Source organism: Pantoea sp. Acro-807 (assembly GCF_011752675.1).
In the GTDB taxonomy this organism is placed as follows: Bacteria; Pseudomonadota; Gammaproteobacteria; order Enterobacterales; family Enterobacteriaceae; genus Pantoea; species Pantoea eucrina.
Genome location: NZ_VWXE01000004.1, coordinates 406,387 through 428,621, shown reverse-complemented (window position 1 = coordinate 428,621; position 22,235 = coordinate 406,387). Strand labels below are relative to the sequence as shown.

General features: G+C 57.1%; 15 protein-coding genes and 1 pseudogene. 9 read left to right on the top strand and 7 right to left on the bottom strand.

The window, feature by feature from the left end; all coding sequences use genetic code 11:
• Positions 1 to 309: pseudogene (locus F3J39_RS12745) on the top strand (hypothetical protein); the annotation flags it as partial.
• Between the two features lie 2 nt (positions 310 to 311).
• On the opposite strand, the gene F3J39_RS12740 reads toward F3J39_RS12745, so the two are convergent.
• The 4 genes from F3J39_RS12740 to fdhF are packed head-to-tail and all read right to left on the bottom strand — an operon-like array spanning position 312 to position 6,090.
• On the bottom strand, positions 312 to 1,259 hold the full coding sequence (locus F3J39_RS12740) for a cytochrome d ubiquinol oxidase subunit II (protein ID WP_166714273.1): 948 nt from the start codon (positions 1,257 to 1,259) through the stop codon (positions 312 to 314).
• Positions 1,260 to 1,266: 7 nt separating this feature from the next.
• Positions 1,267 to 2,634: a cytochrome ubiquinol oxidase subunit I gene (locus F3J39_RS12735; protein WP_166714272.1), complete on the bottom strand. Its 1,368-nt coding sequence runs from the start codon at positions 2,632 to 2,634 to the stop codon at positions 1,267 to 1,269.
• Complete coding sequence (locus F3J39_RS18870) at positions 2,627 to 3,112, bottom strand: DUF1641 domain-containing protein (protein WP_040113859.1); 486 nt, start codon at positions 3,110 to 3,112, stop codon at positions 2,627 to 2,629. Before F3J39_RS18870 ends, F3J39_RS12735 begins: the two co-directional genes overlap by 8 nt.
• A complete protein-coding gene (gene fdhF, locus F3J39_RS12725; RefSeq protein ID WP_166714286.1) occupies positions 3,112 to 6,090 on the bottom strand; it encodes a formate dehydrogenase subunit alpha in 2,979 nt (992 codons plus the stop codon). The genes F3J39_RS18870 and fdhF overlap by 1 nt, the downstream gene beginning before the upstream one ends.
• A gap of 303 nt (positions 6,091 to 6,393) precedes the next feature.
• Here fdhF and F3J39_RS12720 point away from each other — a divergent pair, with 303 nt between their 5' ends.
• Together F3J39_RS12720 and F3J39_RS12715 are read left to right on the top strand one after the other, a co-directional pair.
• The gene (locus tag F3J39_RS12720) at positions 6,394 to 7,287 is read left to right on the top strand and encodes an SDR family oxidoreductase (RefSeq protein WP_166714271.1); all 894 of its coding nucleotides are present in this window, start codon (positions 6,394 to 6,396) and stop codon (positions 7,285 to 7,287) included.
• Positions 7,288 to 7,363: 76 nt separating this feature from the next.
• Positions 7,364 to 9,178 carry a glycoside hydrolase family 15 protein gene (locus tag F3J39_RS12715; RefSeq protein ID WP_071668298.1) on the top strand — a complete coding sequence of 605 codons (1,815 nt, stop codon included), beginning with the start codon at positions 7,364 to 7,366 and terminating at the stop codon, positions 9,176 to 9,178.
• A 55-nt stretch (positions 9,179 to 9,233) separates the two neighbouring features.
• Here the strand turns inward: F3J39_RS12715 and F3J39_RS12710 are convergent, their stop codons facing one another.
• Together F3J39_RS12710 and F3J39_RS12705 are read right to left on the bottom strand one after the other, a co-directional pair.
• Positions 9,234 to 9,866, bottom strand: coding sequence for a serine-tRNA(Ala) deacylase AlaX (locus tag F3J39_RS12710; protein ID WP_040113851.1), 633 nt, complete (start codon positions 9,864 to 9,866; stop codon positions 9,234 to 9,236).
• Between the two features lie 113 nt (positions 9,867 to 9,979).
• Positions 9,980 to 10,687 (bottom strand): OBAP family protein, encoded by a 708-nt coding sequence (locus F3J39_RS12705; RefSeq protein WP_108569743.1) that lies wholly within the window; start codon positions 10,685 to 10,687, stop codon positions 9,980 to 9,982.
• Between the two features lie 236 nt (positions 10,688 to 10,923).
• Between F3J39_RS12705 and F3J39_RS12700 the strand changes: the two genes are divergently transcribed.
• The 3 genes from F3J39_RS12700 to F3J39_RS12690 all read left to right on the top strand — a co-directional run bounded on the left by F3J39_RS12700 (position 10,924) and on the right by F3J39_RS12690 (position 15,040).
• The gene (locus F3J39_RS12700; RefSeq protein ID WP_104085689.1) at positions 10,924 to 11,814 is read left to right on the top strand and encodes an oxidoreductase; all 891 of its coding nucleotides are present in this window, start codon (positions 10,924 to 10,926) and stop codon (positions 11,812 to 11,814) included.
• Positions 11,815 to 12,188: 374 nt separating this feature from the next.
• The gene (gene proP / locus F3J39_RS12695; protein ID WP_166714270.1) at positions 12,189 to 13,622 is read left to right on the top strand and encodes a glycine betaine/L-proline transporter ProP; all 1,434 of its coding nucleotides are present in this window, start codon (positions 12,189 to 12,191) and stop codon (positions 13,620 to 13,622) included.
• A gap of 140 nt (positions 13,623 to 13,762) precedes the next feature.
• Positions 13,763 to 15,040: an MFS transporter gene (locus F3J39_RS12690; protein WP_166714269.1), complete on the top strand. Its 1,278-nt coding sequence runs from the start codon at positions 13,763 to 13,765 to the stop codon at positions 15,038 to 15,040.
• Between the two features lie 115 nt (positions 15,041 to 15,155).
• Here the strand turns inward: F3J39_RS12690 and F3J39_RS12685 are convergent, their stop codons facing one another.
• Entirely contained in the window at positions 15,156 to 15,365 is a 210-nt protein-coding gene (locus tag F3J39_RS12685; protein ID WP_040113843.1) for a CsbD family protein, read from the bottom strand.
• A 325-nt stretch (positions 15,366 to 15,690) separates the two neighbouring features.
• Here F3J39_RS12685 and treZ point away from each other — a divergent pair, with 325 nt between their 5' ends.
• The 3 genes from treZ to glgX are packed head-to-tail and all read left to right on the top strand — an operon-like array spanning position 15,691 to position 22,103.
• Entirely contained in the window at positions 15,691 to 17,475 is a 1,785-nt protein-coding gene (gene treZ / locus F3J39_RS12680) for a malto-oligosyltrehalose trehalohydrolase (protein WP_166714268.1), read from the top strand.
• Entirely contained in the window at positions 17,472 to 19,967 is a 2,496-nt protein-coding gene (gene treY / locus F3J39_RS12675) for a malto-oligosyltrehalose synthase (RefSeq protein ID WP_166714267.1), read from the top strand. The genes treZ and treY overlap by 4 nt, the downstream gene beginning before the upstream one ends.
• 60 nt (positions 19,968 to 20,027) lie before the next feature.
• Positions 20,028 to 22,103 (top strand): glycogen debranching protein GlgX, encoded by a 2,076-nt coding sequence (gene glgX / locus F3J39_RS12670; protein WP_104085693.1) that lies wholly within the window; start codon positions 20,028 to 20,030, stop codon positions 22,101 to 22,103.
• Positions 22,104 to 22,235: the final 132 nt, after the last annotated feature.

Sequence of the window (22,235 nt, the reverse complement as noted above, 5' to 3'; positions counted from 1 at the left end):
GGCCGGCTGAAGCTCGGACCGGAGATCGCGCCTGATGTTGCACTGCAGAGTTTTCAGCAGCTGACCGGACAGCAGAAAGGGCTGCGCGGGCTGAAGGCGCTGCATAATGGTCAGGCGGGCGCGCTGTGGATGAATTTTTATCTCAGCCCGTGGCACGTCGTTGCAGCAGAATTTATGGCTAAAACGCTCTATCCGCAGCGTTTCGCTGACGTCGATCCTCAGCAGACGCTGGAAACACTGTTTCGCGATTTTTTACGCATGCCGCTGCAGGGAACCTGGTTTATGCGTATACCCGCTGACCAGCCGTAAACTCAGCGCTGAGGGCGGCGTTTGAATACCCAAAAGGACCAGCTGTGGTAGGCCAGCGTCAGCGGCAGGAAAATCAGCATGCCGGTCAGCACCACGCCCTGCGTCACCGGCGACGAGGCCTCTTCCTGAATACGCAGCTGAAACGGCAGCAGCCACGGATAGAGGCCGAACGCCAGGGCGATGACCACTGCGCCGATAAGCAGCAGCGTTGTCATCAGCAGCGCCACCATCGCTTCGCGCCAGAGTAATATGGCCTGAAGCACAATCAGCAGCGGGATCGCAATCAGAATAAGCTGGCCAGGCGCGCGCTGCCAGCTCAGCTGCCATAGCGTCGGCTCCAGCAGTATCACGCCTGTCAGACATATCACCGCGCAGGTCCATGCCAGCACGGCAAGTGACCGGGCGCGTTCTCCCGCCGCCTCACCCAGACGCCAGCAGATCCAGCAGCAGCCCAGCAGCAGATCGACTGCCACCACGCCGGCGCCACACAGCAGCGGTGCCAGCGAGAGATCGATAATAATTCCGGCAGGCGGACGCGAAACCAGGATCAGGCCGCTTATCCAGCCGGGCAAAAAGGCTGCGGCCAGCGAACTGGCTATCATCAGACGGTCAAGCCAGACACGCCATGCCCTACTCACCTGCGCGCGATAAGTCAGCGCCAGCGCGCGCAGAAACAGCGCCAGCAGCAGCAGAAATACCGGCACCATCAGCGTCTGCAGCAGCAGACTATAGAGCGCAGGAAAAAGCGCCAGCATTCCCCCGGCCATCAGCACCAGCCAGGTCTCGTTAGCATCCCATAGCGGCAGCAGGCTGTGTGCCATCCACTGCCGCTGCTGTGGCGTGTCGAAAGCGTAAAACAGCATGCCCACGCCAAGATCGGTGCCATCCAGCGCCAGATACATCAGCAGTGAAAAAATCAGCACGGCGGCAGAGAGATCGGCAAGCATCATCAGCTCCTCAGGCCGGTGTTTCAACGTGCTCGGCTGCCACGTCGGCATCGTCAGGCAGCGGTGCGTTGATTTGACGCACTAAATAGAGCAGGCCAGCCGCAAAACCCAGCGTATAGACCAGCACGATAGCGATAAAAATGACCAATGTACTGCTGAGCGACAGCGGCGAAAGGCTGTCAGCAGTACGTAATACGCCATAAACCGTCCAGGGCTGGCGTCCCATTTCCGTGACCACCCAGCCAGCCAGCAGCGCCAAAAACCCGGCAGGCGACATCAGCGTCAGCAGACGCAACAGGCGCGGTGAATGGTATAAACGACCGCGCCAGCGCTGCAGGTTGGCCGCCAGGCTAACCACCAGCATCAGTACGCCGCATCCCACCATCAGGCGAAACGCAAAAAACACCGGTAACACGGGCGGCAACGCCTCTGCCGGAAACTCGCTCAGACTTTTAATATGCCCGCTGAGGTTGTGACGCAGGTAGAGGGAGCCGATCGCCGGGATCGCCAGTTCAGCGTGGTTGCGCTGCGCCTGCTGATCCGGAATGGCAAACAGCCGCAGCGGCTCTCCCTGACCCGGCGGCGGAGCGTGCCAGCTCCCCTCGATGGCAGCCAGCTTAGCCGGTTGCCAGGTGCGCGTATTTTCACCATGCAGATCGCCCACTACAATCTGCACCGGTACCGCCAGTAGCGTTACCGTCAGCGCGCTGCGCAGCATCAGACGACTGGCCGCTTCATCCGGCTGACGGCACAAGCGCCACGCGGCTACGCCGCCCAGCAGGAAGCTGACGCTTATTGCCGAGGCGAGCAGCATATGAGCCATACGCCAGCCAAAGGAGGGAGCAGCAAGCAGCGTCCACGCGCTGTCGGGCAGCAGACGGCCATCATCGGTCAGATGAAAATCAACCGGCGTCTGCATCCAGGAGTTAGCCGCAAGGATCCAGAACGCGCTCAGCACGGCGCCCAGCGCCACAAAACAGGTCACGGTGAAATGGACGCCAGGCTTAACCCGATCAAAACCAAACAGCATCACGCCGGTCAGCGCGGACTCCAGAAAAAAGGCGATAAGCACTTCGTACAGCATCAGCGGGCCTATCACCCCGCCCGCGCGTGACGCCAGCCCGGACCAGTGCGTGCCGAACTGAAATTCCATAACGACGCCAGAGACGGTGCCGATAGCCACCGTCAGGGCAAAAATTTTGATCCAGAACTGCAGCGCCTGCCGCGCTTCAGGGCGCTTCCCCCATAGCCAGCGCGCTTCAAACCAGACCAGGAAAGGAGCCAGGCCCAGCGTCAGCGCTGCCAGCGTAATGTGCATGCCCATGGTCAGCGCAAACTGACCACGGGCAATCAGCAGCACCCACTCCTGACTATTCACGGGTCGGCTTACCGCTGTAGCGGGTAATCGGGGTCTCCTCCTCTTTCTGCATCTCGCGCGAAAAAACTTCCAGCGCCGACAGCAGCGGACGCACACCCTGCCACAGGTCTTCATCATTAAGCAGTTTCATTACCCCTCTGATGCCGGGCGCAGCTTTCTCCTGCTGAACAGACTCGCTCGCTGGCTTCATCGCGACCAGCGCATCGCGCAGCGCCAGCAGTACATGATTAAACCGCTCGGGCGGAATAGTGCTCAGCATCATAAACAGCAGCGAAATGTTCTGGATGGCGTTCTGAGTACCGGGGCGATTCAGCCCGCCGGCAAGAATTTTACCAATGTCGTTGTTCGCTTTAACCACGTCATTGGCGAGACGCAGAAAGCCGTGCTGATGCAGATTCTCCAGCAGCGTATTGAGTGACTCCTGCGCGGTGGGTTCAGTGCGCGCAGGTTCAGGCTGGTAGTCCAGCGGTTCGGCCATTAGCTTTTCTCCGGGTGCGAAACATGTTCAGGGGGCAAACGGTACTCCGGCTGCTGCCATTTCACCTCAACCGGCAGGTGATCCAGCGGCGTGCGCTGACCGTGACGGAAGTTATGCAACGGCAGCGGATGCGGCTGGGGCTGAGGCTGACGCGCCAGTTTACGCAGGCTGACGGCAATCTCTTTGTAAGCCGGCGTGTTCACATCCGGGTCGTGGTGGTTACCGGTCAGACCATTGACGCCGGGTTTGCCATAGTGAATCGGGATAAACAGCACGTTCCCTGCGGCACGATCGGTCACCACCACCGGCACCTCCAGCGCGCCGCGCCGCGAGCGGATTTCAACCCAGTCACCCTCCTGCAGCTGACGCGCTTCCGCCAGCTGCGGCGAGATCTCCACAAACCAGTTGGGTGACAGCGACATGATGCGTCCGCCCTGCCCGGTCTGGTTTGTGGACTGGAAATGCTCCAGCATGCGGCCATTATTCAGCAGCAGATCGTACTCTGCGTCCGGCTGCTCTTCTGGCGGCTGCCACTCAAGCGCATAGAGACGCGCTTTACCATCCGGAAACGCAAATGCGTCGGTATAGAGCAGCGGCGTACTGCTGCCATCTGCTTTCACCGGCCAGAGCTGTGACTGCCAGCCTACCAGCTGTTCATAGCTCACACCGGCAAACAGATCCGCAATGCCCGCCGCCTCCGCCATGATGGCGCCGGGGTTTGGATAGCGCCAGTGATGCCCGAGACGCGCGGCGAGATCGGTCAGAATCTGCCAGTCAGGCCGGCTCTCACCCAGTGGAGCAAACGCCGGGGAGAAGTGCTGTATACGGCGCTCGGTATTGACGAATGTGCCCTCTTTTTCCAGGCTCGGACAGCCGGGCAGCACCACGTCGGCGTAGCGCGCGGTATTGCTCATGAAAATGTCCTGCACCACCATAAAATCGAGCTGGCTGAACGCTTCATCCACTTTGGTGGAGTTAGCGTCTGAAAAGGCGGTATCTTCGCCGATGATGTACATTGCGCGCAGCTGCTTATCGTGGGCGTGCTCAATCATCAGGAAGTTATCCAGCCCCTCTTCATCAGAGAGCGCTTCCGGCGCAACCTGCCAGGCACGCGCCCACTTCTCGCGAACCGCATCATCCGTTACGCTTTCATAGCCGGGGTAAACATTGCTCAGGCAGCCAAAGTCGCTGGCCCCCTGTACGTTGTTATGGCCGCGCATCGGATAGCCACCGGTGCCGGGACGACCATAGTTGCCGGTCACCAGCAGCAGGTTAGAGAGTGCCGTGCTGGCATCGGCACCGTGGCTGTGCTGCGTGATACCCATCGCCCAGAGAATACAGGCGCTGTTTGCCTGGCCGATCATCTCCGCTGCCTCGGTGAGCGCCTCCACGCTCAGACCGGTTACTTCACTCGCCATCTCAAGCGTAAACGGCGCGAGCGAGGCGCGGTAGGCGTCAACATCATTAACGCGTTCAGCCAGAAACGCGTCGTCTGCATAGTGATGATCGAACATATATTTCGCCATCGCAGAGGCCCAGACCATATCGGTACCGGGCCGGATACGCAGATAGCAGTCGGCGCGCTCCGCCATTTCATGCTTACGCGGATCCACGACCAGCAGTTTCTGCCCGTGATGTTTATGGCTCTGTTTGATGTGCGAGGCGAATACCGGATGGTTTTCTGCAAGATTACTGCCCACGGTGATAATCAGATCGGTCTGCTGCAGATCGCGCAGCGTGCCGGCATCGCCGCCATAACCCACGGTGCGGAACAGCCCCTGGGTAGCCGGGTTCTGACAATAGCGTGAAGAGTTATCGACATTGTTGGTACCAAAAATCAGGCGCGCGATCTTTTGCGTCAGATAGGCCTCTTCATTACTGGCTTTACTGGAGCCAATAAATCCAATTGCTGCGCCGCCGTGCTGATGCGCTACGGCACGCAGCCCTTCCGCCACCCGGTTCAGCGCCTCTTCCCAGCTGGCAGGCCGGAATGCTCCGTTTTCCCGGATAAGCGGCGTGGTCAGGCGATTCGGGCTGTTAACAAAATCCCAGCCAAACTTGCCTTTTACGCAGGTGGAGATGCCGTTTACCGGCGCCTCAGCGACCGGCTGCACCTTCAGGATATGGCGATCGCGCGTCCAGACCTCAAAGCTGCAGCCAACGCCGCAGTAGGTGCAGACCGTTTTGGTTTTTTTAATTTCTGTTTTGCGCAAAGCATCATCAATCAGTGAGATGCCGGTTATCGGCTCCATGCCGATGCTCTTCTCCATTTTTTTAATGGCATCAATAAACGGCCGCTTTAAATCCTCATCCATGCGGGTAAACGGACCGGCATCGGGCTGCATGGTTTTTTCTAAAAGCGCGTTACACGGGCAAACCGTGACGCAGTGACCGCAGCTGACGCAGCTCGATCCGGCAATCTCCGTCCCGCCATCCCACAATACGCGCGGATGTTCTGCGCTGTAGTCAATTGAGAGTGTCTCATTGACTTCTATGTTCTGACACGCCTCAACGCAGCGTCCGCAGAGAATGCACTGGTCGGGATCGTAGGTATAAAACGGATTGCTGTGATCTTTCGTGTAGGGTTTACGTTCATAGGGATAGAACTGAATCGGCATGTGCATATCGGCTACCGCATTATGCAGCGTACAGTCGCCGGTATTGTGCTCACACACCGTGCAGTAAAGTTCATGGCGATTCAGAATACGGTCCATACCTTCCTGCTGTGCAGCAGCCAGGTCGGCGCCTTCACTGACCACCTGCAAGCCTTCATAAGTCCGCAGGGTACAGCCACGCACCTGCTCTCCGTCAGCCCTGACCCAGCAGACATCGCAGCTTTGCAGCGGCGGCAACGCCGGGTGGTAGCAGACGTGCGGCAGTTTTTTTCCCTGCTGCTGCAGAAAATCGATCAGCGGTTGATCCGCTGCGCCACTCAGCCGTTCCCCGTTATAAATAATGGTACAGAGTGCTTCGCTCATTTTCGCCTCGTTGACGACAGTGCTCATTATGTTTATCCCGGTAAAACGCCGGGAATTTATTAAAGTTATTCAATGAGCTTAGAGCTAATTTTCTGCTCTGCAATGTTGCCGACTCGCTTATTTTCTAAATGTGGACTAAGAGGGGATAAATAATCATTACGTTAGTGAAATTGTAAGGAAAAATAACTTCCCGCACTGCATGGATATTGCACAAATAAAATTCATTCGTAATTTTTTTACGTGACAAATATCACATCTCTGCCAGGCTTATTTTCTACACGTTCACTGTACAAGGAGCCCGTTATGAATTCGTTCACTAACAAAACGCTAATCGCTAATGAATATCCGCAGCCGCCGTTTAACACGCCGTCGCAGGATTTCCCCGGCTTAGCCAGTAAGATGGATCCGCTTCCCGATCACGGTGAAACAAGCTATCGCGGTTCAGGCCGCCTGACCGGACGTAAAGCGCTAATCACCGGCGGCGATTCAGGTATCGGCCGCGCCGTGGCTATCGCTTACGCTCGTGAAGGCGCAGACGTTGCCATCAACTATCTGCCTGCTGAAGAGTCAGATGCGCAGGAAGTGGTTAAGCTGATTGAAGCTGAAGGACGTAAAGCCGTCGCTATTCCGGGTGATATCCGTTCCGAATCGTTTTGCCAGCAGCTGGTTAAAGAAGCCGCTGAAAAACTCGATGGCCTGGATATTCTGGTTAATAATGCCGGACGTCAGCAGTTTAATGAATCTATTCGCACGCTCTCGACGGAAGATTTTGACGCAACGTTTAAGACCAACGTCTATGCGATGTTCTGGATCACTAAAGCCGCGCTGGAATATCTGCCAGAGGGCGCCTCTATTATAAATACCTCTTCCGTTCAGGCTTATGAGCCAAGCGCTATTCTGCTGGATTATGCGCAGACCAAAGCCTCAATTGCCGCCTTTACTAAAGCGCTGGCTAAACAGCTGGCGGAACAGAAGATCCGCGTTAACGCTGTGGCACCGGGCCCATACTGGACGCCACTTCAGGCGTGCGGTGGTCAGCCGGAAGAGAAACTGCAGCAGTTTGGTTCCGGTGCACCGATGGGCCGTCCGGGCCAGCCGGTGGAAATCGCGCCGCTCTATGTCACCTTTGCTGAAAACCTGAACGGCTTTACTTCCGGCCAGGTATGGTGCTCAGACGGCGGTACCGGCACGCTGTAATAGCACATTCTGCCCGATATCAGCGTGGCTGCCCCTGTGGCAGCCACGCTGTCGTTTCAGCTGACAGGGAAGCATGATGAATAACCAGATTTTGCAGTCGCCGATGCGCGAGAAAGGGTTTGCGCGCCTTGGAGATTACGCTGCCATTGGGGAAGGCCGTTCCGTTGCGCTTATCGCACCGGATGGGGCTATTGACTGGTGGTGTGCACCTAATCTCGACTCCGCCCCGCTGTTTGACCGCCTGCTCGATCCGGAGATTGGCGGGTTTTTCCAGATTGTACCCGCAGCCCCCTTCCGCACCGAACGCGCTTATCGCGCTGACAGTAACGTGCTGGAAACCACCTTTATCACCGCAGAGGGTTCAGTCCTGCTGACTGAATCATTAAACAGCACGCTGGCCGGTCGTCTGCCGTGGAGTGAGCTGGCGCGGCGCGTTGAAGGGATCGAGGGCCACGTTGAGCTGACGCTGACGTTACGCTTTGGTACGCTGGCTGAGACCTGCTCGCCGTGGCGGGACTGCACTGAACAGGGCGATGTTTATCATATTGCCGATCTGATGGCGATGCTGCGCACCAGTGACGCGTGGCATATTACGCAGCGGGACGATGAACGTATCGCTGCCACGCTCAAAACCTCGCCCGGCAGTCACGCGCTGGTTGCTCTGCTGGTCACCGAGCGCGAACCGCTGGCGGTGCCGGATTTAAGCGCTATCGATACCCGTATTGAAACCAGCCACACCGCCTGGTGCGACTGGACGCGCAGCCTGAGTTATCAGGGGCGCTATGAAAAGCACGTGCGGCGTTCAGCGCTGTCGCTGAAATTTCTCTGGTACTCTCCTACCGGCGCGCTGGCGGCGGCGGCCACAACTTCCCTGCCGGAAGGTATCGGCGGCGAAAAAAATTATGACTATCGCTATGCGTGGGTACGCGACGCCTGCCTGATTATTAAATCGTTTGTGTTTCTGGGCGCGCTGGAAGATTGTAAGGCTGCTTTCTCATGGCTGTCGAAAACGATTATTCGTCACGGCACCGCGCTGCGCGCCTGTTATACGCTCGAAGGGGATGAAGTCCCGGCTGAATCTTATCCGCCGCTGCGGGGTTACCACCATTCACAGCCGGTACGCATCGGCAATAATGCGCGCGATCAGCTCCAGCTCAGTATGTATGGCGACATGCTCGCCACCGCCGATTTGTTTATACAGGCTGGTCACATTCTCGATCTCTCTACCTCGCGCATGCTGGGTGAGCTGGCGAATCATTGCGCTGATTCATGGCGTCAGCAGGATTGCGGGATCTGGGAGCTGCCCGATCAGCATCACTATACGCATTCCAAGATGGCCTGCTGGCTGGCGCTGGATCGCGCCGTGGCGCTGGCAGAGGCGAAACATATTGAGCCGACCTGGCTTGAGCGCTGGCAGCGCGAACGCGATCGCATCAGCGAGTGGGTGGAGGCGCACTGCTGGAGCGAGGCCAGACAGGCTTATCTCTTCTACCCGGACAGCGAAGATAAACTGGATGCGGCGCTGGCGCTGATGCACCGTTACGGCAACCAGGTGAATCCTGAGCGCATGCGCGCGACCTATCGCGCTATCCGTCAGGATCTGGGACACAACAGCGCAATGGTTTATCGCTACTCCGGTGTGGAACAGGAGGAGAGTACCTTTATTGCCTGCTCTTTCTGGCTGGTGGAAGCGCTGGCCGCGCTGGGTGATATTCCACAGGCAGAGCAGGCGATGGAAGAGATCCTCGACAAACTTTGTCAGCGTGGCAACGTTGAAACCTTTAATGAGATGTTCGATGTCCGCACCGATGAGTGGCGCGGTAACATGCCGCAGGGGCTGAGCCATCTGGCGCTGATTTGCGCGGCGCAGTCGCTGACGGATCACGGCTGAGAAAAGGCTAACGCCGCAGGCATGAGGGCGGGAACGGAGTCCCCCCTGATGCCGCTTAGTGGCTCAGGCTATACTGTACCGTGAGCTCACCCTTCTTTTCTTTTACTTTGCCAATCACAATGTCACCGATCTCCCCGGTGCTGAGCACATGCGTGCCGCCGCAGGCATAGGGGGTCAGTTCACCCCAGCTCACCATACGTTTTCCCGCCTCTTCACCCAGCACGCGGGGATAGTTGCCCGCCACCAGCGCTGCAGCCCGCTGCATCAGCGCCTCTGCCGTAACCGGCTGAGTCTGATCCAGCGCGGTAAAAACAATGCGACCTTCCCCTGGCCGATGGTTGGCTTTATATCCACGCCAGCCAAATGACTCTCCGGCATAAGCGATCAAATGACCCGCGGAGTGGTAACGCGAGTGCAGCTCGCGCAGCTCGCCATCCACCACCAGCTCCACCTCGCCTGGTTCAACCGGCCGATCGGTATAGTGTGCGACATCGTCGCCCTCCTGCAGCGCCTGCAGCATCGCCGCGCCGGCAAGGGTTCCGCGATCGGAGGGCTGTCCGCCACCCTGCGGATGAAACAGCGTTTCACTGAGTATGAGACGAAAGCGGCCATCATCCTGCGGTTCACAGCGTAATACCCGGGTGGTAAGCGTCAGCTGGTCGCTGGTGAAATAACGTTTGAGCGTCATAATACGTCTGGTTCCTTACGGCAGAGAAAAACGATCTCTCTTTTTAACCTGGTTCGGGGGCGGCAGGCGAAAAAAATCCGCAGGGCGAACGCTGCGGATAGATTTTGTGGCGATCAGTGCGCCTGATGTACGCGCTGGCAGTTATCAGCGCCTGCGGCCACCGGATGCGCGTCGAGATCGGCGCGCGCCGCACGAATTTTCTGCGTGTCGACGCCAAAGCGCTGGTCACGATCGCGCAGCAGCGCCGGGTTCATCTCTCCGTCGGCGGTAAAGCCCATCATCAGCGCTGGCTCGCCCAGCGGCAGGGTTTTGTCGCGGTCAGTATGCCAGGTGTGCCAGGTTTTTCCGTAGGTATTGACGATTTTGCCCATCAGCGCATGTTCAGCGGCGTCCGGGATGCCCGGCGCAATCAGAGAGCCTGATTTCACTTCATAGCGGTGGCTGTGCCAGTACTTCTTCTCGCCCGCCGGAAGCTGCTTAAACAGCCGCTCGCTGATGATATATTCAACGCCCATCAGCTTGGCATCTTTTTTATTGCCGTCGAAGATCACTGCCTGCATCACATCATCGTTGAGAATGGTGACATAGTGATGCGCTTCCATCTGTCCCTGTTTATCACCACAGTAGTAGTGGAATCCATCCAGATAGGTGTTAATGGCATCAATCGGCGGGCGCGACTGCAGTGCGGCCGCGCCGCTCTCCAGCAGCGCGGTTTTACCCGCCACGGGCGCACCGGGAGCGTTGACCGGTGACGCACTGTTATTCGCGCCGCATCCTGACAGCAACAATACGGTGAATCCACTCAATATAAGATTACGCATAGAGCATCCTTTTATTCTTTGAGTCATAAACATAGTTAATATGAATCAGGATGCCAGCGCAGCGGTGGAAACAATTACGTTACTGATTGTCCGATAAAAAAAGGCGACCGCCATAGAGAATTATTCAGAAACCTGTTTTATTACGCTTCAGGCGGCCAACTGCGCGAACGTGAATAATACTTAGCACTTCCCTCTTCTGTTATCAGCAGAATATCAGCCTGAACCGGAGTCTTTATATGTCAGATTACTCCTCTGTCGCACTGCTCGGCCCTGGCGCTATCGGCACCACCGTTGCAGCTGCCCTGTATGAAGCCGGGCGCCCGCCGCTGCTCTGTGGCCGTACGCCCCATGCATGCCTGAGGCTGCGTCATGACGACGGCGAAATCCGGGTGCCGGGTCCGGTGCTGACCGATCCTGTCGCTATCCGTCATGCGGTTACGCTACTGTTTGTTGCGGTCAAAACCACTCAGGTGGCGCAGTGTGCAGGCTGGCTGCGGGCATTATGCAATGAGAATACCGTGGTGTGCGCGCTGCAAAACGGCATTGAACAGCAGACGCAGCTGCAGCCGCTGGTGAATGGCGCGCAAATTATTCCTTCGGTGGTCTGGTTTCCGGCCCAGCGCGAAGCGGACGCCTCTGTCTGGCTGCGCGCCCGGCCGCGGCTGACGCTGCCCGATACGCCAGGCGCAGCACGCATCGTTGCTGCTCTGGCGGGCACGCGCTGCAGCACCGATCTCAGCGCTGATTTTCACTCTGTGGCATGGCGCAAGCTGTTACAGAATGCGGTAGCGGGCCTGATGGTGCTGGCAAATCGCCGGGCAGGCATGTTTAACCGGAGAGATATTGCTGAACTGGCGCTGGCTTATCTCAGTGAAGCACTTAACGTGGCGCGCGCCTGCGGGGCAACTCTAAGTGACAACGTCACAAACGAAATAGTGGCAGGGTTGCAGAGCGCACCAGCCGATCTGAGCACCTCTATTCTCGCTGACCGGCAGGCGGGTCGACCGCTGGAGTGGCAGTGCCGCAACGGGGTTATACAGCGGTTTGGCCGGGAAAAAGGCGTTCCCACTCCGCTGAGTGACGTAATTGTGCCGCTGCTGGCCGCAGCAAGCGAAGGACCGGGCTGATTTGCCTGCGCACTGACAGGAATTGACATTGTGAACCCTGGCGGCGATTTTTTATACTCTGGTATATCACAGAGTGATAATGGTCGTTTACGATATATCTGCCTGAGTATTTTCCGTGCCCAGCATAATATTGCGTTAATGCGCCGAATATTCCGTATCAACACGATAAGCTGTTATCCCGCCGTCGCGCTTTTTGACAGTTCTTTACTTCAGCGCTACGCTTATTGCCAGTGATATACATCACAAAGTTGCGTAAAGAAAAATTATCTCCTAAGGTGTTCGCCTTTCGGCCTCTTATAGCTTTCTTTTCCACCCTGCAATAACCGGCTGCGAAAGCTATAAGATCGCTTTTATTTCATTGTCAAAGGAAGCCTATGAGCACTGAAACAGTAAATAAACCCGATCTGACCATTGATGATATTACCGTCATCGACAATAAACTTTTAAAACGCGCCGTCGGCGCAGCTGCTCTTGGTAATACCATGGAGTGGTTCGATTTTGGCGTATACAGCTATCTGGCCGTGATTATTGGTCAGGTCTTCTTCCCCGATGCCAGTAATACCGCGCAGCTTATCGCTTCATTTGGTACCTTTGCCGCCGCGTTCCTCGTGCGTCCGATTGGCGGTATGGTGTTCGGACCGCTGGGCGATCGCTTTGGCCGTCAGAAAGTCCTCGCTTTTACCATGGTAATGATGTCCATCGGCACCTTCTGTATTGGTCTTATCCCGAGCTATGCCAGTATCGGCATTGCGGCGCCGATTCTGCTGCTGGTAGCCCGTCTGGTTCAGGGCTTCTCAACCGGCGGCGAATATGGCGGTGCAGCAACCTTTATTGCCGAGTATTCAACCGATAAGCGCCGCGGTTTTATGGGCAGCTTCCTGGAATTTGGCACGCTGGCGGGCTATCTGCTGGGTGCCAGCCTGGTAACCGGGATGATTGCGTACCTGCCGCATGATGAGATGATGTCGTGGGGCTGGCGTATTCCGTTCTTTCTCGCGGCACCACTCGGTCTGTTTGGTCTCTATATTCGCCTGAAGCTGGAAGAGACGCCGGCATTTAAAGACCATATGGATCAGCGTGAAGAGATGGAGCATAACAAGCCGCCGCTGACGCTGTGGCAGATGCTGCGTACCCAGAGCAAACCGCTGCTGAAGTGTATCGGGCTGGTGCTGCTGTTCAACGTCTCCAACTATATGCTGACCGCATATATGCCAAGCTACCTTACCGGGATCCTCGGCCTGAGCGAACTCTCCGGCCTGCTGCTGGTGATGGTGGTGATGTTTATCATGATGCCACTGACGCTGATGTGGGGCTACTTTACCGATCGTCTCGGCCGCAAGCCGGTTATCGGCTTTGGCGCGCTGGGCCTGATTGTGCTGGCTATCCCTGCGTTTATGCTGCTGGGTACCGGTAATATGTACTGGGTTTTTGCCGGACTGGCGATTCTTGGTCTGCTGCATACCTGCTTCAGCGGCACCATGCCTGCCACCCTGCCGGCGCTGTTTGTCACCGATATCCGTTATAGCGCGCTGGCGATTGGCTTCAACCTTTCGGTCTCACTGTTTGGTGGCACCACGCCGCTAATCACAGCCTGGCTGGTGGATACCACGCACAACAAAATGATGCCTGCTTACTACATGATGGGCGCCGGAGTTATTGGCCTGCTGACGGTGCTGACGCTGAGCGAAACGGCGCGTAAACCACTGAAGGGGTCATCGCCTGCGGTCGCCACCCGTGCGGAAGCGCATCGCCTGATTGATAAACTGCGCCGGCAGCGCAAACACAAAAAGCAGCAAAAACCTGCCTGATACGCTGTCACGCTGGCCACCTTCGGGTGGCCTTTTTTTTGCCTGCAATTGCGTGCGCCTCACAGACACCGCATTGAAATCTATGCCTTAATGCCGCTTTACAGCTCTCTTCTCTACGCTTCTGTCTATAAGGATAGGCTATGCCTGCTCAGATGATGCCAGCGCATCGACGTATTATCGTCGCCGGTTCGGTTGGCAATTTTATCGAATGGTATGAATTTGCCGTTTATGGCTTTATGGCCCCGATTATTGCCAGTCACTTTTTCCAGCTGCCGGATGAGCGTGCCGGCACCAGTATCATCCTGACCTGGGCCGCCTTCGCCGTGGCGTTCTTTTTCCGTCCGCTCGGCGCGATTATTTTTGGCCGGCTGGGCGATCGTCACGGACGTAAACCGGTGCTTATCGGCGTATTGATCATGATGACGCTGGTGACGGCTGCTATCGGGCTGGTGCCGGACTATGCGGCTATCGGTCTTGCCGCACCGTTAATGCTGACGCTGTTGCGTATTCTGCAGGGCCTGTTTGCCGGTGGCGAGTATGGCGGCGCGGTGTCGCTGATGACGGAAGCCGCCCCGCCAGGCAAACGGGGCCTGTATGGTGCGTGGCAGTCGCTAACGGTGGCGTGCGGCCTGCTGGCCGGTGCGGCGACCGTCGCGCTGATCCCGCTGCTTATCGGTGAAGAGGCGATGTTCGCCTGGGGATGGCGACTGCCGTTTTTGCTGGCGCTGCCGCTGGGAGGCGCTGCACTCTGGCTGCGGGCCGGGCTGGATGAGTCGCCGCAGTTTAACGCTGCGCGGCAGGCTCCGGCGCCGGAACGCGCTTCTTTCACCGCCACATTGCGCGCCATTGCACTTGCCATCAGCCGCCTGATGGTCTGGTCAGCGGCGGGCTACACCTATCTGGTGATTATGCCAACCTATCTGCAAACCACGCTGCATACCGGTTTTAATCAGGCGCTGCTGATTGCCGTGATCTCAAACCTCGGTTTTGCCGCCACTATTCTGCCCGCCGGCTGGCTGAGCGATCGCATCGGCAGGCGTACCATTATGCTGGTTGCCACCTTTATGCTGCTGATCTTCGCCCTTCCGCTGCTTGGGGTGTTGCAAAATCCTGCTTCCGGACTGTTAATGAAAGCGCTGGTGGTCTTTGTGGCTGGTGCGCTGGTCGGCATGCTGGCAGGCCCGGGACCCGCCATGCTGGCAGAGATGTTTCCCACGCGGGTGCGGTACACCGGCCTGGGTTTCGCCTATGCCCTCTCAAACGCGTTATTTTCCGGCTGCGCCGGGCTGATTATTTCAGGGCTGATCAAACAAACCGGAAATCCGGATATTCCGGCATGGTACGTGATGATTACCGCACTGATTAGTTTTGTCGCGCTGCTGAGTTTAAATAAAGACGACCATAAGCGGCCATTATAATAACGACTGATGAGTGCCAGCGCAGAAATAGCAGCAGGAGAGGAATAAACGTAGCGGGAAAAGGCGATGTGCTGAAACAAAATATCCCGGCACGAACGTGCCGGGAAGCTGAGACTTACCAGTGATACTTATTGCTATCTTCCCAGTCTTTCAGCTCTTTTTCTGCCTGGTCTTTACCGTAGCCGTAGCGTTCCTGAATGCGGCCCACCAGCTGATCGCGTTTGCCGTCGGCAACATCCATATCGTCGTCAGTCAGCTGACCCCATTTCTCTTTCACTTTTCCTTTGAACTGCTTCCAGTTTCCACTGATGCGATCTTCGTTCATAAGTGCTCTCCTGTTTGACGGTGAAAGCCGTCTGGCTTTATTGGCGCATCGCTTACATGCGTAACCATAACCGTAGCCTATGACGGCAAAAAATAAATGTTATGCCGCACAAATCGGAAAATTTACTTCTGCAACGACTTTACGGCGCGCCCGGACTTATATTTCCAAATATAGGCTATGATTTTCAGGGTACTCAGCACTTTACCTGAGACCTTTCTTCATTACCGGGGTGATTAGCCTTTTATTTCATAGAGTAAATGATTTCGGAAATGCGAATCGCTTGATGTCGTCCATTGCCCCGCGCGGGGCTTAACGAGGCAATAGAATGGAATCCACAACGTTGGAAAAATCCTGGGGTGCTGAAATCCTGGCTGACGGCACCGTGCGTTTTCGTCTCTGGGCACCGGGTCAGCAGCAGGTAGCCCTGCGCCTGAACGGTACCGATTATCCTATGCAGGCGGAAAAAGATGGCTGGTTTACCCTGTCACAGTCAGGGGTGACGCCAGGTGCAGAATATCACTACGTGCTGGCCGATGGCAGCGTGGTGCCTGACCCGGCTTCGCGGGCGCAAAAAGCAGAGGTTAACGGTCCGTCACTGGTCATCGATCCGCAAAGCTACCGCTGGCAGCAGACCGAGTGGCGCGGACGTCCATGGCAGGAGACGGTGGTGTATGAGCTGCATATCGGAACCTTTACGCCTGAAGGGACCTTTCATGCAGCTATTGAAAAACTGCCGCAGCTGGCTGAGCTGGGTATCACCATGATTGAGGTGCTGCCGGTGTCGCAGTTTGGCGGTAATCGCGGCTGGGGCTATGACGGCGTCCTGCTCTATGCGCCACACACCGCTTACGGCAGCCCGGATGATTTCAAAGCGTTTGTTGACGCGGCGCATGCGCTTAACCTCTCCGTAGTGCTGGACATTGTGCTGAATCACTTCGGTCCTGAAGGCAACTATCTGCCGCTGCTGGCCCCGCAGTTTTTCCATGAAGAGCGCCAGACCCCCTGGGGGGCCGGTATCGCCTACGATGTGGATGCGGCCCGCCGCTACATCTCTGAGGCGCCGCTCTACTGGCTGAAAGAGTATCGCCTCGACGGCCTGCGTTTTGACGCTATCGATCAGATTGAAGACAGCTCAGATAAACATGTGCTGATTGAAATTGCAGAGCGCATTCGTCATGAAATCCCGGACCGTCCGGCACACCTCACCACGGAAGATTCACGAAACGTGATCTTCCTGCATCCGCGCGATGAACAGGGCAATACTCCGCTCTTCAGCGGAGAGTGGAACGACGATTTCCATAACGCTATTCATGTGCTGGCAACCGGTGAAACTCACGCCTACTACCAGGATTTTGCCGATGCGCCGGAGAAAAAAGTCGCGCGTATTCTGACCGAGGGATTTGCCTATCAGGGTGAGGTCTCGGCCCAGAGCGGTGAGACGCGCGGCGTACCGAGTGCAGGCCAGCCCCCGGTGGCGTTTGTTGATTTTATTCAGAATCACGATCAGGTGGGCAACCGGGCACAGGGCGATCGCCTGATCACGCTGGCCGGAGAGGAGCGTACCAAAGTGCTCTACTCGGCTCTGCTGCTGTCACCGCATATCCCGCTGCTGTTTATGGGCGAAGAATATGGTGAAACTAATCCGTTTCTGTTTTTTACCGACTTTCACGGCGATCTGGCGAAAGCGGTGCGTGAAGGACGTGCACGCGAGTTTACCGGCCATGCCGGACATGACGATGAGGTGCCGGATCCCAACGCGGAAGAGACATTCCGGCGTTCAAAGCTCGACTGGGCGAAGACGACCAGCTGCGAGGGCAAAGCCTGGCTGGCGCTGACGCGCACGCTGCTGTCGCTGCGTCAGCAGCATCTGGTTCCGCTGCTGGCGACGGCCGGGGGTCACAGCGGTCAGGTACTGGCGACCGGTGATGGCTACGTCGCCGTGCAGTGGCGCTTCCCGCAGGGCACGCTCTCTATGGCTTTTAATCTGGGCAATAGTGCTCAGGCACTTCCTGATATGCCAGGCGAAACGCTGTTTGCCTGGCCGCAGGAGCAACATGAACTCGCGCAGAACGCCATTATTGTCCGTCTGGCACCAGGAGCAGCAGCATGACTATCCCGACCTCCACTTATCGCATTCAGTTTCGCAACGGCATGACCTTTGATCGTGCCACGGAACTGGTGCCTTACCTGCAGAAGCTGGGCATCAGCCATCTGTATGCTTCACCCATTTTTACCGCGACGAAAGAGTCAACGCACGGCTACGACGTCACCGATGCCAACGAAATCGATCCGGCTATCGGCGGCAGAGCGGGCTTTGATCGACTGAGCGCAGCGCTGCAGGCCGCCGGCATGGAGCTGATCCTGGATATTGTGCCTAACCATATGGCGGCTTCACTGGAGAATGCCTGGTGGCGTGATGTGATTGAGCATGGACAGGAGAGCCAGTATGCGCGCTATTTTGATATCGACTGGTCGCGCAGACTGACGCTGCCGTTTCTCGGTGACGATTTCGATCGCGTACTGGAAAAAGGTGAGATCACGATTAAAGCCGATCCGCAGAGCGGTAAACCGGCGCTGGCGTATTTCGACAGCTACTATCCGCTGACGCCTGCGAGCTGGCAGGGACGTGAAGCAGAACTGCTGGCGCTGACGGACCCCGCCGCCATTACTCAGCTGCACGAGGAGCAGCCGTGGCAGCTTATGAACTGGCGTGAAGCGCGTAGCGCCCTCTCCTATCGCCGCTTTTTTGAGATCACCGGGCTGGCAGGCGTACGCGTCGAAGATCCGGTGGTCTTTGAGGATTCGCACCGTCTTATCCTGTCGCTGGTGCGCAGCGGCGCGGTCAGCGGCCTGCGTGTCGATCACGTTGATGGCCTCGCCGATCCGCTGGGTTATCTGCAGCAGCTCCGCACGGCGGCCGGTGAAGGGTGTTACATCACCGTAGAGAAAATTCTGGCCGACGGTGAACAGCTGCCGGAAGAGTGGCCCGTCTCCGGTACAACCGGCTATGAGTTTATTGCGGCGCTCTCGCATGTGCTGATTGACGATACAAAAATCGACACGCTGCGTCTCGCCTATGAGTCAGCCACGCGTGAGCGTAATGATGTGGAAGCGGGCCTGCGCGCGGCGCGTGAGCTGATGGTGGATCGTAATTTTGCCGGCGAATTCAGCCGACTGCTTTCGCTGGCAACCGATGCTGCCGGACTGGAGCACCGCAATTTTGGTGAGGCGGAGCTGCATGTGGCGCTGCGCGAGCTGCTGATTGCCTTTCCGGTCTATCGCACTTATGGTCAGGCAGCGGGTATGCCGCTGGCGGGCGAGGAGCGTCTGCTCAGCGTGCTTGAGAGCGTAAAACATAGCGCGTCCCCTGCTGCTCTGAGCTTCCTGCAGGCATTGCTGCTGGGTGCAGTCAGTGAAGAGGGTGAAGTGCTGGCAGCGGAGTTCCGCGCCCGTTTCCAGCAGCTGACCGGACCGCTGATGGCGAAATCGGTTGAAGATACGCTGTTTTTCCGCAATCACGTGGCGCTTGCGATTAATGAAGTGGGTGCAGAGCCGCTGCCGCACGCGTTCTCACTGGCACATTTTCATCAGGAGATGCAGACCCGTCTTCAGCACCAGCCTGACGCTATCTCCAGCACTTCCACGCACGATACCAAACGCGGAGAGGATGCGCGCGCGCGGCTCTATACCCTGAGCGAAGCGCCGGATGAGTGGGCAGAGAACGTGACGCGCTGGCAGCAGCTTAATCAGGAGCGCGTACAGGAGCTGGCGGATGGCCCCGCGCCGGAACCCGCCGTTGAGTGGATGCTCTATCAGGCGCTGGCTGGCGTCTGGCCCGCTACGCTGCAGCCGGACGATCGCACCGGACTGGACGCGCTGTGCGAACGCTTTATTCCGTTTGTGGAAAAGGCGCTGCGCGAAGCGAAGCTGCGTACCGACTGGGCAGAGAGTAACGAAGCCTATGAAAATGCGGTACTGGATTACGTGCGTCATCTGTTCTCTGCGGAGAACGTGGCGTTTCTCACTGATTTTTCCCAGGCGCTGCAGCCGTTTATTCGCGCCGGACTGGTGAACAGCTTTACCCAGACGGTGATCAAACTTACCGCACCCGGCGTGCCTGATATCTATCAGGGCTGTGAAGCGCTCGATTTCAGCCTGGTCGATCCGGACAACCGCCGCGAACCCGATTTTGCAACTCTGGTCAGCCAGCTTGATGCTGACGCCTTCCCTGACTTTACCAGTCAGCAGGGCTGGCTGAGCGGCAGCCTGAAACAGCAGATGGTTATGCGCCTGCTTCATCTGCGCCGCGACCACGCTGCGCTCTTTCGTTTTGGCGACTATCAGGCGCTGGACGCCAGCGGTGAACATGCAGAAAAAGTGGTGGCCTATGCCCGTCAGTCTGAAACGGGTGCACTGATTGTAATTGCTCCGCGCCTGATCTTTGCTGATGCCCAGTGGGCAGACGTCTCGGTTGCGCTGAGTGAAACGCTGGCGCACCGCAAGTGGCTAAACGTTCTGAATGGAGAAACCTACGCTATCACCGACAGCATCGCGCTGGAAAACCTGAACTACAGCGCACCGCTGGTCCTGCTCAGCAGCTAACCCTGACTGATGGAACTGAAGTTATGCCTGCATATCTGTTCACTGAATGGAGAGGATTAAATGTCAAACGGTAAGCCTGTTGAGATTACGGCTGGTACAGGGTATCAGCTCGGCGCTAACTTTGATGGGGAAGGCGTTAACTTCGCCCTTTTCTCCGCACACGCTGAGCGGGTTGAACTCTGCCTGTATGATCCGAGCGGTCAGCATGAGATTGCCCGCTTTGATCTGCCGGAATATACGCATGAAGTATGGCACGGCTATGTGCCCGGCCTGCAGCCGGGTGCGCTGTATGGCTATCGCGTGCACGGACCTTATGATCCGGAAAACGGTCATCGCTTTAACCCGAATAAACTGCTGATCGACCCGTATGCGCGGGAACTGCAGGGCGATATCGACTGGAACGAAGCGCATTTTGCTTACGAACTGTTGCATGAAGATAAAGATCTGACGTTTGACAGCCGCGACAGCGGTCCGTTTACGCCTAAATGCCGGGTGGTAAACCCGAATGAGTTTGACTGGCAGGATCAGAACCGGCCTTCCATTCCCTGGTCTCAGACGCTGATCTATGAAACCCACGTTAAGGGCTTCACACAGCTCAACCCGCTAATCCCGGAAAACATGCGCGGCACCTACGATGGCATGGGTAATAAAGCCACGGTGGATTACATCAAAAGCCTGGGTATCACGTCAGTAGAACTGCTGCCGGTACACTGGTTCCCGGACGATCAGCATCTGCTGGACAGAGGCCTGAAAAACTTCTGGGGCTACAATTCGCTGGCGTTTTTTGCACCCGCTACACGTTATTTTGGTCCGCGCGGCATTCAGGGCTTTCGCGATATGGTGCGCAGCTTCCATGATGCCGGCATCGAAGTGATCCTCGATGTGGTCTACAACCATACCGCTGAAGGTAACGAGCTTGGCCCGACGCTCTCCTTTAAGGGTATCGATAACTTCTCTTACTATCGCACCCTGCCGGACCAGCATCGTTACTATATCAATGACACCGGTACCGGAAACACGGTAAATACCTCGCATCCGCGGGTACTGCAGCTGGTGACTGATTCGCTGCGCTACTGGGCAGAATCGATGCATATTGATGGCTTCCGCTTCGATCTCGGCACCATCCTCGGCCGTGAGCCGGAGGGCTTCGATCAGCGCGGCGGTTTCTTTGACGCGGTAACGCAGGATCCGGTGCTGTCTAAACTCAAGCTGATTGGTGAGCCGTGGGATATCGGCCCTGGCGGCTATCAGGTTGGTGGCTTCCCGCCGGGCTGGGCGGAGTGGAACGATAAATATCGCGATACGGTTCGTGAATACTGGAAAGGTGACAACGTCTCGACGGACTTCGCCGCGCGCCTGCTCGGTTCCGGCGATCTCTACGATCAGCGCGGTCGTCGTCCGTGGGCCAGCGTCAACTTTATTACCGCCCATGACGGGTTCACGCTGAATGACCTGGTTTCCTACAACGAGAAACACAACGACGATAACGGCGAGGATAACAACGACGGTCATAACGATAACCGCTCATATAACTACGGTGCTGAAGGCGCAACCGAAGATGAGGGAATTATCGCCGTGCGCGAACGTCAGAAACGCAACTTCCTCGCCACGCTGCTCTTCTCCCACGGTACGCCGATGCTGCTTGCAGGCGATGAGTTTGGTCGCAGCCAGATGGGCAATAACAATGGCTACTGTCAGGATAGTGATATCTCCTGGCTCCACTGGGAAAACCTGCCGCCGTCGGCTGACGCGCTGCGTGAATTTACCAAACGCGTCATTGCCCTGCGTGCTAAACAGCCGCTGCTACGCCGCGAAAGCTGGCGCGACGGCATGGACATCAAATGGTTTAACGCCGGCGGTGGTTTCCAGCAGTCGGAGCAGTGGGAAGAAGGCTCCACGCTGGGCGTCTATATTGGCCGTCCCGATCTGCAGCCGGAAGAAGGCATCTGGCACGACGTGCTGATGCTGTTTAACCCGTTTGAAGGCAATGTGCCGTTCCGCATTCCGCAGTTTGGTGAAGGCGGCTGGGTGCTGGAGCTGACCACGTCAGAGACCGCCAATGAGGGCCTGGTCATCACTCAGGAGCAGGATTTCGAACTGGAAGGGCGCAGCCTGGCGCTGTTCCGCCGTCCGTAACCCATTCCCCCGCGGAGCCGATCGCCGGCTCCGCATTTTTACCCGCCTGATGCACTAACTGTTAACGCCGTCACGAAAAAATCCTTAACTATTTTATCCTGCTGCCGATGAACCTCCATCGACCCTGCTTTT

Excerpts from the sequence above, each read along its gene's own strand:
- F3J39_RS12740 (WP_166714273.1), bottom strand. The coding sequence starts at position 1,259 with ATGATGCTTGCCGATCTCTCTGCCGCCGTGCTGATTTTTTCACTGCTG.
- F3J39_RS18870 (WP_040113859.1), bottom strand. The coding sequence starts at position 3,112 with ATGGCCGAACCGCTGGACTACCAGCCTGAACCTGCGCGCACTGAACCC.
- fdhF (WP_166714286.1), bottom strand. The coding sequence starts at position 6,090 with ATGAGCGAAGCACTCTGTACCATTATTTATAACGGGGAACGGCTGAGT.
- F3J39_RS12720 (WP_166714271.1), top strand. The coding sequence starts at position 6,394 with ATGAATTCGTTCACTAACAAAACGCTAATCGCTAATGAATATCCGCAG.
- F3J39_RS12715 (WP_071668298.1), top strand. The coding sequence starts at position 7,364 with ATGAATAACCAGATTTTGCAGTCGCCGATGCGCGAGAAAGGGTTTGCG.
- F3J39_RS12710 (WP_040113851.1), bottom strand. The coding sequence starts at position 9,866 with ATGACGCTCAAACGTTATTTCACCAGCGACCAGCTGACGCTTACCACC.
- F3J39_RS12705 (WP_108569743.1), bottom strand. The coding sequence starts at position 10,687 with ATGCGTAATCTTATATTGAGTGGATTCACCGTATTGTTGCTGTCAGGA.
- F3J39_RS12700 (WP_104085689.1), top strand. The coding sequence starts at position 10,924 with ATGTCAGATTACTCCTCTGTCGCACTGCTCGGCCCTGGCGCTATCGGC.
- proP (WP_166714270.1), top strand. The coding sequence starts at position 12,189 with ATGAGCACTGAAACAGTAAATAAACCCGATCTGACCATTGATGATATT.
- F3J39_RS12690 (WP_166714269.1), top strand. The coding sequence starts at position 13,763 with ATGCCTGCTCAGATGATGCCAGCGCATCGACGTATTATCGTCGCCGGT.
- F3J39_RS12685 (WP_040113843.1), bottom strand. The coding sequence starts at position 15,365 with ATGAACGAAGATCGCATCAGTGGAAACTGGAAGCAGTTCAAAGGAAAA.
- treZ (WP_166714268.1), top strand. The coding sequence starts at position 15,691 with ATGGAATCCACAACGTTGGAAAAATCCTGGGGTGCTGAAATCCTGGCT.
- treY (WP_166714267.1), top strand. The coding sequence starts at position 17,472 with ATGACTATCCCGACCTCCACTTATCGCATTCAGTTTCGCAACGGCATG.
- glgX (WP_104085693.1), top strand. The coding sequence starts at position 20,028 with ATGTCAAACGGTAAGCCTGTTGAGATTACGGCTGGTACAGGGTATCAG.